Source organism: Paraglaciecola arctica, assembly GCF_018861065.1.
Taxonomy (GTDB): domain Bacteria; phylum Pseudomonadota; class Gammaproteobacteria; order Enterobacterales; family Alteromonadaceae; genus Paraglaciecola; species Paraglaciecola arctica_B.
Genome location: NZ_JAHKQO010000002.1, coordinates 209089 through 222750, shown reverse-complemented (window position 1 = coordinate 222750; position 13662 = coordinate 209089). Strand labels below are relative to the sequence as shown.

At 39.6% G+C, this 13662-nt stretch carries 13 protein-coding genes and 1 pseudogene; 5 read left to right on the top strand and 9 right to left on the bottom strand.

What is annotated here, in order from left to right; all coding sequences use genetic code 11:
• Window positions 1-142: pseudogene (locus KO534_RS23825) on the bottom strand (DUF3718 domain-containing protein); the annotation flags it as partial.
• 200 nt (window positions 143-342) lie between these two features.
• Entirely contained in the window at window positions 343-945 is a 603-nt protein-coding gene (locus tag KO534_RS01225; RefSeq protein WP_215926341.1) for a pseudouridine synthase, read from the bottom strand.
• 269 nt (window positions 946-1214) lie between these two features.
• Here KO534_RS01225 and KO534_RS01220 point away from each other — a divergent pair, with 269 nt between their 5' ends.
• Window positions 1215-3443 carry an NADP-dependent isocitrate dehydrogenase gene (locus KO534_RS01220; protein WP_215926339.1) on the top strand — a complete coding sequence of 743 codons (2229 nt, stop codon included), beginning with the start codon at window positions 1215-1217 and terminating at the stop codon, window positions 3441-3443.
• Window positions 3444-3538: 95 nt separating this feature from the next.
• On the opposite strand, the gene cspD is transcribed toward KO534_RS01220, so the two are convergent.
• The gene (cspD, locus tag KO534_RS01215; RefSeq protein ID WP_007619891.1) at window positions 3539-3757 is read right to left on the bottom strand and encodes a cold shock domain-containing protein CspD; all 219 of its coding nucleotides are present in this window, start codon (window positions 3755-3757) and stop codon (window positions 3539-3541) included.
• A 232-nt stretch (window positions 3758-3989) separates the two neighbouring features.
• Between cspD and clpS the strand changes: the two genes are divergently transcribed.
• Window positions 3990-4310, top strand: a complete 321-nt coding sequence (gene clpS, locus KO534_RS01210; protein WP_215926337.1) for an ATP-dependent Clp protease adapter ClpS — start codon at window positions 3990-3992, stop codon at window positions 4308-4310.
• A 57-nt stretch (window positions 4311-4367) separates the two neighbouring features.
• Window positions 4368-6644, top strand: a complete 2277-nt coding sequence (gene clpA, locus KO534_RS01205) for an ATP-dependent Clp protease ATP-binding subunit ClpA (protein ID WP_215926335.1) — start codon at window positions 4368-4370, stop codon at window positions 6642-6644.
• A gap of 128 nt (window positions 6645-6772) precedes the next feature.
• Here clpA and infA read toward each other — a convergent pair whose 3' ends face one another.
• From infA to trxB, 4 genes are all read right to left on the bottom strand, one after another.
• Window positions 6773-6991: a translation initiation factor IF-1 gene (gene infA / locus KO534_RS01200; RefSeq protein WP_007618153.1), complete on the bottom strand. Its 219-nt coding sequence runs from the start codon at window positions 6989-6991 to the stop codon at window positions 6773-6775.
• 84 nt (window positions 6992-7075) lie between these two features.
• Window positions 7076-7774, bottom strand: a complete 699-nt coding sequence (locus KO534_RS01195; RefSeq protein WP_215926333.1) for an arginyltransferase — start codon at window positions 7772-7774, stop codon at window positions 7076-7078.
• Window positions 7775-7783: 9 nt separating this feature from the next.
• On the bottom strand, window positions 7784-8497 hold the full coding sequence (gene aat, locus KO534_RS01190; RefSeq protein ID WP_215926331.1) for a leucyl/phenylalanyl-tRNA--protein transferase: 714 nt from the start codon (window positions 8495-8497) through the stop codon (window positions 7784-7786).
• Between the two features lie 88 nt (window positions 8498-8585).
• Window positions 8586-9539 carry a thioredoxin-disulfide reductase gene (trxB, locus tag KO534_RS01185; RefSeq protein WP_215926329.1) on the bottom strand — a complete coding sequence of 318 codons (954 nt, stop codon included), beginning with the start codon at window positions 9537-9539 and terminating at the stop codon, window positions 8586-8588.
• A 356-nt stretch (window positions 9540-9895) separates the two neighbouring features.
• Here trxB and yfbV point away from each other — a divergent pair, with 356 nt between their 5' ends.
• Complete coding sequence (gene yfbV / locus KO534_RS01180; RefSeq protein WP_215926327.1) at window positions 9896-10342, top strand: terminus macrodomain insulation protein YfbV; 447 nt, start codon at window positions 9896-9898, stop codon at window positions 10340-10342.
• A gap of 221 nt (window positions 10343-10563) precedes the next feature.
• On the opposite strand, the gene KO534_RS01175 is transcribed toward yfbV, so the two are convergent.
• Window positions 10564-11049, bottom strand: coding sequence for a SprT family zinc-dependent metalloprotease (locus KO534_RS01175; RefSeq protein ID WP_252731876.1), 486 nt, complete (start codon window positions 11047-11049; stop codon window positions 10564-10566).
• A gap of 85 nt (window positions 11050-11134) precedes the next feature.
• Between KO534_RS01175 and KO534_RS01170 the strand changes: the two genes are divergently transcribed.
• Entirely contained in the window at window positions 11135-11626 is a 492-nt protein-coding gene (locus KO534_RS01170) for an acyl-CoA thioesterase (protein ID WP_215926323.1), read from the top strand.
• Between the two features lie 79 nt (window positions 11627-11705).
• On the opposite strand, the gene sppA is transcribed toward KO534_RS01170, so the two are convergent.
• The gene (gene sppA, locus KO534_RS01165) at window positions 11706-13565 is read right to left on the bottom strand and encodes a signal peptide peptidase SppA (RefSeq protein WP_215926321.1); all 1860 of its coding nucleotides are present in this window, start codon (window positions 13563-13565) and stop codon (window positions 11706-11708) included.
• Window positions 13566-13662 lie beyond the last annotated feature (97 nt).

Genomic DNA, 13662 nt, shown 5'->3' with positions numbered 1-13662 from the left:
TTTTACGTAGTTCACCTTTATCATCGGCTTTAACGATAGTACAGATATTTTGTAAAGCTTCGCCAACATCAGCTTGTGCGTTGCCCGCAGTGAATAAAGAGATAGTAGCGATAGCGATAGAAGTTTTAACTATTTTCAACATGGTTAAGTTCCTCGAGTTTAGTTTATTGTTATTTCGCAGATATTGCTGCGTGTCGATGGAGTCATTAAAAACCATTTGAATTGATTAAAAAATCTACGAGGTGATACTTAGGTATGTAAAGTCATAACTTTTGTGTGAATGTTACTGAATACTGTATATACGTTGAATTTGACTAAAGCCCTGATGAAATGTGAGGCTGGTTAAACCTCTGAATATTTTCCATTTTCAATTCCGTCAATCGTCCAATTTCCTATTCGATAACGAATTAACCTTAGAGTAGGAAATCCAATATGTGCTGTCATTCGTCTTACTTGACGATTTCTGCCTTCATAGATAGTAATAGCCAGCCAACTGGTAGGTTTGTTTTGGCGAAAGCGCACGGGAGGTATGCGATCCCATATTTCTGGCTCATCCATCAATTTAATTTCGGCGGGCAGGGTCATACCGTCCTTTAGCATTACTCCTTTACGTAACTTTTCCAAATTCTCTTGATGCGGAATACCTTCTACTTGCACCCAATAAGTTTTGGGTGTTTTAAACTTGGGTGAGGCAAGTTTGTTTTGTAGTTTTCCATCATTAGTGAGAATCAACAGACCTTCGCTATCTTTGTCTAAGCGACCAGCGGCGTAAACTTCTGGTATGGGAACGAAGTCTTTGAGAGTTTGTCTGCCTGCTTGATCAGTAAATTGTGTTAATACATTAAAAGGCTTATTGAACAATACAACACGTGATTTGGAAAAATGATTTTCTGAGGCCGTCTTAGTTGTGTTAGTTTTAGGTCGAGATACAGGTTTATTTCGCATACTTACACTACTGTGTAACTCCATAAATTGATGAACATAATTAGCTTTAATTGTGATTTACAGAATATAATATGCAAGCAAAACTTGAAGTTAATTAAATCGCCCATATATTATTTACTGACTGTCTTGGCGCTGTCTGTTTATAATAGGGCAAGATTAGACATTTTTTTAATTCGGTACAAAACACCAATCCATGCAGTGACTTTGCGAGTTTTTTAAACCCGTGAATGATGGATCGTCGGTGTTTTGCCATCAACATGAGGCTTATAATGACGATTTCCAAGTCAAAGATTATCTATACTAAAACGGACGAAGCGCCGGCACTTGCTACTTATTCACTGCTTCCCATCATTCGCAGCTTTACTTCAAGCGCTGGAATTGAGGTTGAATTAAGTGATATTTCACTAGCCGCACGTATCTTGTCAGTATTCAGCGATCTTCTTCCTGCTGACCAACAAGTGCCCGATGCTTTAGCTGAATTAGGTGCATTGACTCAAGAAGCTTCAACTAACATCATTAAGTTACCTAATGTAAGTGCTTCGATCCCTCAGTTAAAAGCAGCCATTAAAGAATTAAAAGGTAAAGGATTTGATTTACCTGAGTTTCCAGAAGAAGCGCAGACAGACTCGGAAAAAGATATTTTGGCTCGTTATGGCAAAGTACTAGGTAGCGCTGTAAATCCAGTATTACGCGAAGGTAACTCCGATCGCCGCGCGCCAGCTGCGGTTAAAAACTATGCTAAGCGTCATCCACATTCAATGGGAGAGTGGAGTCAAGCTTCACAAACCCATGTTGCGCATATGCGTAAAGGTGATTTTTACTCTGGCGAAAAATCTGTCACTGTAGCTAAAGCAGGTTATGTGAATATCGAATTCACCGACAAGTCTGGGAATGTCACAGTATTAAAACCAAAAATAGATTTATTAGCTGGTGAAGTCATCGATGGCATGTGCATGAGTAAAAAAGCATTGTGCGAATTTTTCGAAGAACAAATCGAAGATGCTAAAAATACTGGGGTGTTATTCTCGTTGCATGTAAAAGCGACCATGATGAAAGTGTCTCATCCTATTGTATTTGGTCATTGTGTTAAGGTTTTCTACAAAAAGCTTTTTGATAAATACCAAACTTTGTTTGATGAACTAGGCGTAAATCCTAATAACGGCTTAGGCAGTGTATACGACAAAATTGCCTCTCTTCCTCAGTCTCAAAGAGCTGAAATCGAACACGATATCAATGCTTGTTACGCTGACCGTCCTCCAATTGCTATGGTTAATTCAGATAAGGGAATTTCTAATCTTCATGTACCTAGTGATGTTATCGTTGATGCTTCTATGCCAGCAATGATCAGAAGTTCTGGTCAAATGTGGGGGCCAGATGGCAAGTTGCACGATACTAAAGCGGTTATCCCGGAAAGTACTTATGCCACTATTTATCAAGAAACTATCAATTTCTGTAAGACTCATGGAGCCTTTGACCCAACCACTATGGGGACGGTACCTAATGTAGGATTGATGGCTCAGAAAGCTGAAGAATATGGTTCTCACGATAAAACTTTTGAGATGACAGGGGACGGTAAAGTTCAGGTTGTTGATCAAGATGGTACTGTGTTAATCGAACATGCTGTCGAAGAAGGTGATATTTGGAGAATGTGCCAAGCCAAGGATGCACCTATTCGCGATTGGGTGAAGTTGGCGGTTAATAGAGCACGTCAATCAGGTATGCCAACGGTCTTTTGGTTAGATGATGAAAGAGCTCATGATGCTCAAATGATTTTGAAAGTAAATGAATACTTAAAAGAGCACGATACCGAAGGACTTGATATCTCTATAATGTCGCCGGTTCGAGCAATGCGTTACTCAATGGAAAGAGCGATTCGTGGCTTAGATACAATCTCTGTTACAGGTAATGTATTGCGAGATTACTTAACTGATTTGTTTCCAATTCTAGAGTTAGGTACGAGCGCCAAGATGTTGTCAATAGTTCCTCTTATGGCCGGTGGTGGTTTGTTCGAAACAGGGGCTGGTGGTTCTGCACCTAAGCACGTTCAGCAATTTGTTGAAGAAGGGCACTTACGCTGGGATTCACTTGGCGAATTTTTGGCCTTGGCTGTCTCTTTAGAAGACCTAGCCGAGAAGACTGATAATGCTAAAGCAAAAGTGTTAGCCGTAGCTTTAGACCAAGCGACGGAGAAACTTCTGACAGAAGGTAAATCACCTTTACGTAAAGCAGGTCAATTAGATAATAGAGGTAGTCACTTTTACTTGGCTTTGTATTGGGCAGAAGCCGTAGCTAATCAGACAAGTGATCAAGAATTGGCAACCAAATTTAAACCTTTATTCGATTCGTTATCTGCAAATGAAAGCAAAATCATGGCAGAAATAGATGCGACACAAGGTAAAGCTGTTGATATTGGCGGTTATTATTACCCAGATGACGCGTTATTAACTCAAGCAATGTGCCCAAGTGCGACATTAAATGAATTACTAGCTGCTAGCTAATTGTTGCCCCCGTTGGGGGGCAAGACTTAAGCTAAAAGTCATTAGCAACAAAAAAGCAGACTTGATGTCTGCTTTTTTATAATCCAGATAATAATTTATCTTTCAGGTTCACCTTTGAAATCAATATTCTCTGCATGCAATCCCTTTGGGCCTTGTTGCACTTCATATTTAACTTCTTGACCTGCTTTAAGAGAGCGGTAGCCCTCCATTTGTATCGTTGAATAATGTGCGAAGATGTCTTCACCACCATCATCGGGAACAATAAAGCCAAAACCTTTTGCATTATTGAACCATTTTACTTTGCCGACTGCCATACTTCTGCTTCCTTTTAATCCCTTGAACTTATACAACTTTGCCCCCACACTAATGTCTAGGGCTAGACGAGTTAACAACGCAATACAACCGTCAAATTAAAATGTAGGTTTTTTAACCTGTTTTTGTCAAGGTGAATTTGATATTTCGTTAAAATTATAAGATTGCTGTAACATAGGTAATCGTTGCATTAATTGGAATTATCTTAAAATTTTTGGGCTAAATAAGTGAATTATGAGTAAAGATAATACTATCGATATCGAGCGTCAGAAACACACTGATGCGGTAAAGAAGAAAGCTACGCCACCACCTATGTACAAAGTGTTATTGAATAATGATGATTACACACCAATGGATTTTGTAATTGATGTGCTGATGCGGTTTTTTAATTTGAATGGTGAAAAGGCGCAACAAATAATGCTTACAGTGCACTATCATGGGCGAGCGGTTTGTGGCATATATACTGCAGAGATTGCAGAAACCAAGGTAATGCAAGTTAGTCGCTATGCAAAAGAACACCAACATCCACTCATGTGTACCATGGAGCAAGCGTGATGTTTGGTTTGAGAAACGTACAATCTTCGAATAGGCTAGTAGTCAGAGGGCATTTTAATGTTAAATAAAGATCTAGAGCAGACGCTTAACGAAGCGTTTATTTTTGCCAGAGAGCATCGTCATGAATTTATGACTGTTGAGCATCTTTTACTTGCCTTACTTGATAATAATGCAGCGAAAGATGCATTAAAGGCTTGTGGAGCCAATATTGAGTTAATCAAACAAGAACTTACTGATTTTGTGAAAGACACCACTCCGCTATTGTTAGACGAACAAGGTAATGAGCGAGAAACTCAGCCAACTCTCGGTTTTCAACGTGTTTTGCAAAGAGCCGTTTTTCATGTGCAATCATCAGGTAAAGAAGAAGTCACTGGTGCCAATGTTTTAGTGGCAATTTTTAGTGAGCAAGAATCCCAAGCCGTTTACATATTGAAAAAATCTGATGTAACTCGTTTAGATGTGGTCAATTATATTTCTCACGGTGTATCTAAAATTGATGATGATTCTCCCGCTCACAGTGAAAGCGAAAGTGAAACCAGTGAGCAAGAAGAAGCCGAGTCGATGTTGGACAAGTACTCTACCAATCTTAATCAAAGTGCTAAAGAAGGCAAGATCGATCCGCTTATTGGCAGGGAAAGTGAATTAGAACGTAGTATTCAAATATTATGTCGACGCCGCAAAAATAATCCCTTATTGGTAGGGGAGGCTGGCGTAGGTAAAACTGCTATCGCCGAAGGTTTAGCGTATCGAATAGTAAATAATGAAGTCCCAGAGGTGATTGCTCAGGCTACAGTTTATTCATTAGACATGGGGGCATTGTTAGCTGGTACTAAATACCGAGGTGACTTTGAGAAACGCCTTAAAGGTATATTAAAAGAGTTAGCCGAGTGCCCGGACGCAATTTTGTTTATTGATGAAATTCATACCATTATTGGCGCGGGTGCTGCTTCAGGTGGCGTAATGGATGCGTCGAATTTGCTTAAACCTAAATTAAGCAGTGGTGAATTACGTTGCATGGGGTCAACGACCTATCAAGAATACCAAGGTATTTTTGAAAAAGACCGTGCTTTAGCGCGCCGTTTCCAAAAAGTAGATGTTATGGAGCCGACGGTAAGTGATACCACTAAAATTTTGATGGGTTTAAAATCTCGTTATGAAGACCATCACAGTGTGCGTTTTACCCATAAAGCGATTCGCGCTGCAGCTGAACTATCAGCTAAATATATTAACGAGCGCCATTTGCCCGATAAAGCGATTGATGTCATTGATGAAGCGGGAGCTAGCCAACGTTTGTTGCCTGTATCTAGGCGTAAAAAGACAATTGGCGTGAGCGACATAGAACACATTATCTCGAAGATAGCCCGCATACCTGAAAAATCGGTGTCAGCTTCTGATAAACAAGTTCTGAAACATTTAGATCGAGACTTAAAATTAGTTGTATTTGGTCAGGATGAGGCGATAGATACCTTAACGGATGCTATCCGCTTGTCTCGCTCTGGTTTGGGTAATGAAACTAAACCTATTGGTAATTTCTTATTTGCAGGCCCTACTGGTGTCGGTAAAACGGAAGTGACCGCTCAGCTTGCTAAAGTAATGGGGGTAGAGTTGTTACGTTTTGATATGTCTGAATATATGGAACGTCATGCAGTGAGTCGCTTGATAGGTGCTCCTCCTGGGTACGTAGGCTTCGATCAAGGTGGATTATTAACTGACGCTGTTATTAAAAACCCTTATTCAGTGATTTTGCTAGACGAAGTAGAAAAAGCGCATAGTGATATCTACAACATATTGTTGCAAGTTATGGATCATGGCACTTTAACCGACAATAACGGCCGTAAAGTAGACTTTAGAAACGTTGTGTTAGTGATGACAACCAATGCAGGTGTGCAAGAAACAATTCGCACCTCGATAGGATTTAAGCAGCAAGATCACAGTCATGATGCCATGACAGAAATCAAGAAAATATTCACACCTGAATTTAGAAATAGATTGGATGCCATTGTATGGTTTAACCACCTTGATAGAGACGTTATCTTGCAAGTAGTGGATAAATTTATAGTGGAATTACAAGTACAGCTTGATAACAAGGGGGTGTCACTAGAAGTCACTAATCAAGCTCGTGATTGGTTAGGCGCTAAAGGTTACGATAAAAACATGGGAGCACGTCCTATGGCTCGGGTTATTCAACAGCATATTAAAAAGGAATTAGCCCACGAACTGCTGTTTGGAAAGTTGAGCCAAGGTGGCAGTGTGAAAATTGGACTCAAAAATGACCAGTTAACTTTCAAGTTTTTCACCGACAGCAAGGAAAAACCAGAGGCGCTCAACACCTAAATTAATACCTGTGTACTAGCCGCAAATAAAAAAACCGATATTGAAAATATCGGTTTTTTTGTATCTTTAAAATTTTAACTTGAGCTTGTAGAACTAGCTCATTAGCTCAAAAGTAAAATTATGGTCTATTATCTTGCGCGGTAAATGATACGACCCTTAGATAGGTCATAGGGCGTAAGTTCTACAGTTACTTTGTCACCAGTTAAAATACGAATATAGTTTTTACGCATCTTTCCTGAAATATGGGCAGTAACAACATGTCCATTTTCCAATTCAACACGAAACATAGTATTTGGAAGGGTATCCAACACAGTGCCTTCCATTTCAATACAATCTTCTTTCGCCATCTAACTCTGTTACCTCTAATCAATAAAATAAGTGTCTAAAAATGCCGCGCAGATTTTGCCCAATAAGGGGCCGAGTGTAAAGCTTTACCCTGATTTTTTTGTAATTAGTTGCCATTTATTGTCAAAAAACCGCTCATGAGGCAAAAAATTCTGTTTATAGCTCATTTTTTGACAGGTATCGATTTGATAACCTAAATATAAGAAGGGTTTATTGAGTGACCTAGCAAGTTCAATTTGTTGCAATATAGCAAAGCTTCCTAATGAACGATGTTGCTCTTCTGGCTTAAAAAAGGTGTATAACGCAGACAGTGATGTGGCAAGGTTATCGGTAACAGCTACACCAATAAGTTGGTCTTTTTCATGTATCTCAACAAACAACGCATTGCTCCAAGGACTGAGAATAAACCCTTGGTATTGTTCAATCGTTGCTGGGTACATACTGCCATCATCATGACGTTGGTTTATATATGATTCATACAGTGGATAGTACTCTGGCTTGTCGCTATTGCTAATACATATCGTCAGGTCTTGATTACGCTTTATGATGCGCTTTTGACTCTTAGACGGTGAAAAGATATTAACTGGCAGTCGAATAGACTCACAAGCGTTACACGAGCCGCAGTGGGGACGGTACACTTGTGTGCCACTGCGCCTAAACCCGGCAGCAATTAAAAAGTCGTATTCAGACATTGTGGGTTGCGTGTCACTCATGAATACCAAGAGCTGTTCATCTTGTTCAGGTAAATAGCTGCATTTAAATGCTGGAGTAATACCAAATTTCATGCCCATTGTTTATAACAACTTCTTGAGATCAATAGCGCGAGGTTGCCAAATATCTTCATCAAATAATTGTTTACTTTGAGCGGCTAACATCGATAAAAATTTGGTTCTGGGTACTTCAACACAGCCTAAGCTAGCTAGATGAGGATTTTGCATTTGGCAATCAATAAATTCTGCGTCCTGAGATTTAAGTAGCTTAACTAAACATAGCATGGCTAATTTAGAGGCATTGGTAGCTTTATGAAACATAGACTCTCCGCAAAAAACTTTGCCGACTATTATACCGTATAAACCACCGACCAAGATATTCTCGTTCCATACTTCAACAGAGTGAGCATAACCAAGTTGGTGCAGGTGTTTGTATGCGTTGAGCATGTCTTGCGTTATCCAAGTACCAGAATCGTTTCTGGGGATGTTTGCGCAATCATCAATGACTTGGTCAAATGCCTTATTGATAGTGATGGTGTAGTGACATTTTCGGGCAAATTTTTTAAGGCTTTTACTACAATTGAAATTATCTAAAGGCAATATGCCGCGCGGATTTGGCGACCACCACATAATAGGTTCATTTTCGCTAAACCATGGAAATATCCCAGAAGAATAAGCTAGGAGTAGACGCTTAGCTGTCAAATCCCCACCAAATGCCAATAGCCCGTTAGGATCGGTAAGGGCCATATCGGTGGGAGGAAAAAAAAGTTGTTGGTCAAGCTTGGTTAAGGTCAGCATCAAAATATCGTTGTTGTCTGTTATCTTATGAGTGAATAAAAAAAGGCCTCATGTCGAGGCCCTATAATTAAACTCTCTAATTGACTTATTACTCTTGTGCGTCTAAGAATTTTTCGGCATCCAACGCTGCCATACACCCAGTACCCGCAGAGGTAATTGCTTGGCGATAGATATGATCACTCACATCACCAGCGGCGAATACCCCTTCTACACTGGTTTGCGTAGCATTACCTTCAGTGCCACTTTGAACTTTGATATAACCATCCTTCATCTCTAATTCACCGTCAAATATACCTGTGTTAGGTTGGTGACCAATTGCAATGAAGAGTCCCATTAAATCTAATTCTTCAGTGGCATTGGACTTGGTGTCTTTGATTCGAATTCCTGTTACACCCATATCATCTCCCAAAACCTCATCTAATTGGCGATCTAGATGCAAAGTAACATTGCCATTCTTCGCCTTTTCCAACAAACGGTCGGCTAGAATTTTTTCGCTACGAAAAGAATCACGTCTATGAATAACGTGAACTTCAGATGCAATATTCGACAAATATAGCGCTTCTTCTACGGCGGTATTACCACCACCTACTACTGCGACTTTTTGATTGCGATAGAAGAATCCGTCACACGTAGCACATGCCGATACTCCTTTACCCATAAAGGCCGTTTCAGACTCCATACCTAAATATTTTGCAGAGGCACCAGTACAAATAATTAGTGCATCACAGGTATAGGTGCCTTGATCACCAACTAAGGTAAACGGTCGCTTAGATAAATCGGTTTTATTTATGTGATCAAAGATAATTTCAGTATCGAATTTTTCCGCATGTTTTTGCATGCGAACCATTAAATCGGGGCCTGTTAATCCTTCTGGATCTCCGGGCCAGTTTTCGACTTCAGTAGTTGTGGTTAATTGTCCACCTTGCTGAATACCAGTTAATAACACTGGGTTTAAGTTAGCTCGCGCAGCGTAGACTGCTGCAGCGTATCCAGCAGGGCCAGAACCCAAAATTAGTAGCTTAACGTGTCTTGTTTCAGACATTTAACTCTCCAAATATTTTCTTTAAATGACATCACAGATGATGCCTATTTCATTTATCTCATTGTCGCTAGACATGTGGGCATGTCTAGTAGTTTCAATATCTAATATGGAACTTAATTGTGGAGCGCTGTTTTTGTATCGCAAATATAGCGCAACGTTGTACGCTAAGCACTTACAATGGCACTGTTCACAATATTATATGTCGATGAAGTGGGTAATTAAATATATCAGCTTAGACTTTTATTATTGCTAGCAAATTACACTAGTGAAGTGAACAATTGTTAGTACGATTTGGTATTAGCTTAAATTCACTTAAGCCGTTACAATAAATTGGAGTGTTTTTTGGAGTAATTAAATTGCCGCAAACCTTTACATCAATGGTCAAAGAAGGTCAGCAATATATGCAAACTTGGCCTATGCAACATCAATTGTATGGTGTATTCCCTGAATGTCGTGTTATTGCCGCTACAAAATTTTCAATAAAAGTTATGCCGGCTCTGGCTGTCTTGACGGTAACCGCACTGATTAATTTACAAGGTATTGACAGATTGCCGCAAGCTTTAGCAATCGGAGTATTCTTTTTGTCTTTGCCTCTTCAAGGTATTTTGTGGTTAGGGCATCGTTCACAGCAGTTGTTGCCTCCCTCCTTAAAAAGTTGGTATTTAACTATTCATCATAAAATGCAGATGCAAGGTTGTGCATTGCAATCTCCTAAAGCTAAACCCGAATATAAAGAGCTTGCAAGGTTATTGAAAACTGCCTTTGACGAGTTAGACAAAGCATTTACTAAACGCTGGTTTTAATTAACAAGAACCACATTGATTGCCCTATAAGAGCGGTTTATCTAGATAGGGTAATATTCAAAAGCGCAGTGATAGGCAACTCGAACCACCATCCAATTTTTGAAATTCGGACATGGCAACTTCCCTAGTTTTATAGCCCAAAAGCTGGATAGTATTGAGTGATAACAAGCTAACGTAACTAAAGTGACTCACATATTTGCTAAAACTTTCATCTAAAATATTTAGTTATCTAAAGTTAACTCAGTCGCGCATTTACGGCAAATGTACTGTTGCTGACCTCTGATAACTTTATTGTGTCTGCGAATACTTAGTTTCACTTTGCCACATTGACAATGGTAGTTAAAATGTCGTCCCGTAACACTAGAGACATCCATTCGGTGGTAGGTTTGTCCCCTTAAATCAAACAGTTTCAACATCAAGTTTTGCCACTCCCTTCCATGGGGGCGCACTTTTCCAAATAGTTGATAGGCCAACAAATGGCAGACTTCATGAGGCACTACTTCATTTAAAAAGGCATCAAAATTTTCTGAAAGCAGTATCGGATTGAAACGTAATTCATTTAATTGCAGCCGAGCACTACCTGCTATTTTTCCTCTCTGATTGAAGTTTATTTGGGGTAATGGAAAGTTTTTTCCAAAGTATGAAGAAGCGTGATCAATACAATGTTCAACTTTATTAATTATCAATTGTTGGGTGTGGGATGACAAAAATATTCTACAAATAACAAGAGTTACTGACAATGCAGCCATTTTAACCAATAATCAGCTAAAGCCAATCCTTTTGAGTATCGCAATGCAAGATCAGCAACTACGTCGTTCTTTAGATTTTCGATTTTTAGCCGAGCCTACTGATGTTAATTTTGGAGGCAAAGTACATGGAGGTGTTGTCATGAAATGGATGGATCAAGCGGGGTATGCATGCGCAGCTCAATGGAGTGCACATTATTGTGTGACTGTCTCTATTGGTGGTATCCGGTTTATTCGACCCATTCTAGTCGGGCAGATGGTGACCCTTACTGCAAAAATAGTACACACAGGTAAAACAAGCATGCATGTACAGATTACAATTATTGCAGGTGATCCTAAACAAAATAAAATGGTCGAAACCGGTCATTGTATTATGGTGTTTGTAGCCAGTGATGAAGCAGGCTATCCGATCGAAGTTCCAACGTGGGAACCTAAATCAGCAGAGGATTTTGCTTTGGAAAAATACGCTATTCAAGCAAAAGAGTCGGCACAAAGTTTAGATAAACAATTGTTAGAAGCGTTGAAAAAAGACAAGTAAAAGGTCTATTGAAGACTAGTATATAAACTGCCCCAATCAATTTGGTAATGATTGGGGCATGACTATTGAGTTTGGTCGCTTACATCTCACATGCTAGGCAATAAGCGTAAACACCTTTAGGATCATTTAATTTTGAAACGGCCTCTATGTCAGCCGTTATTTCTTTGACAAGCCCCATAATCGTGCCAGATTTTTCAATTTCAAAAGCTCCTTTAAATGAAACAGAAGCACTTTGGAATAGTTCTTTCCAGAATAATTCGTTTTTGGTTAAGGTTCTTTGGATGTATTGAGTATCGTAAGTCTCTAGATTTGCTAACTCAGCAGCAGCTTTAACGCCATCCTCTAGATACCCTAATTCATCCACTAAACCTAATTCCAGCGCAGTATCGCCAATCCATACACGTCCTTGGGCAATTTCATCGACTTGCTCTTTGCTCATCTCGCGTTTATCTGCAACCAATGAAATAAATTGGTCATAACCATGCTCTATGCCTCGTTGCATAATGGCGGCAACTTTGGGATCAAGAGATTTAGTAATGCCCATACCTGCAAATTCAGTCGTACCTACGCCGTCGGTATGCACTCCCAAATAATCTAAAGTATTTTCAAATGTCAAAAACATACCGAATATACCAATTGAACCTGTGATAGTACTTGGCGCTGCAAGTATTTTATCTGCACCAGCAGAAATCCAGTAGCCTCCTGATGCGGCATAAGTGCTCATTACTGCCACCACCGGTTTTCCTATTGCTTGCAGGTTTTCCACTTCCTGACGAATGATTTCAGAAGCAAACGCACTGCCACCGGGAGAATCAACATATAAAACTACCGATTTTACACTTTTGTCATAACGCGCTTTACGCAACAACTCTGCAGTACTGTCACCACCAATTTGGCCTGGTTTTTTGGTGCCGTTTAATATAGTACCTTTAGCAACTACAATCGCCACTTTGTCCAAGTTGTTAGTCAAATTAGGTAACACCGGCTTGATGATATTCAGGTAACTTTTATAACTAATCGCATTAAATCCTTTACCACTCTCATCTTTACCTACCACTGCAACCACTTCTTGCAGCGCTTGTTCGCGAGTTTTAAGAGCATCAACCCACCCAAAATCTAAAGCGTACTGGGCAAAGTCTCCTCCTGATTGTTCAAATTTTTCTAAGAACACATCGAGTTCTTCGTCAAAATGGTTTACATCTAAACCACGGGCGGCAGCCACACTTGTTTTGTATTGTGTCCACATCGCCGTTAGCCAAGCTTTGTTGGCTTCTTTTGCTGCGTCTGACATATCATCACGAATGTAGGGTTCTACAGCCGATTTGTAGGTCCCGACTTTGAAAACGTGTGTTTCGGCTTTCAATTTTTCAATTGCTGATTTGAAATACATCCCAAACCGACCATAACCCTCAAACATCATGAAACCCATAGGGTTGAGGTACAGGTGATCTGCCCGACTTGCAAGGTAATATTGGTTTTGGCTAAAGTAATCACCGATCGCATAAATAGGCTTTTCACTAGCCTTAAAATCTTCTAATGCAACAGCAATTTGTTCTAGTTTATCTAAACCAGCACTGCCTAGTCCGTGCAAGTCTAATACTAGCGCTTTAATGCGACGATCTTGTTTAGCATTTTCGATGGTAAGCAACACATCTTGAAGCAATACTTCTGGATTATCATCCTCTTGCTCAAATGCTTCTTGCATAAACTCAGTGAAAGGATCGACCCCTTCTTTCTCTATCACCAAGTTACCCACTAACTTAAGCACTAAGGCTGAATTGCTTGGTACTGTTATTTTATTGTTGTCCTTAAAAAATATTGAAATAAAGGCAATAAAAATAACAATGAAAATGATGTTGAAGAATAGTTTTCGGCTAAAATTGAGGGCGTTCCATAAACCAATAAACAGCGACTTCGTCCAACTTGTTCGTGAAGACATAATAGGTATACACACTAGTTACAAAATAAAACAGCATCCTATCTAAAAAAGGTCGTGCTGAACATTTTCAAATGTAATTCTTTGTAACTTTTTCATC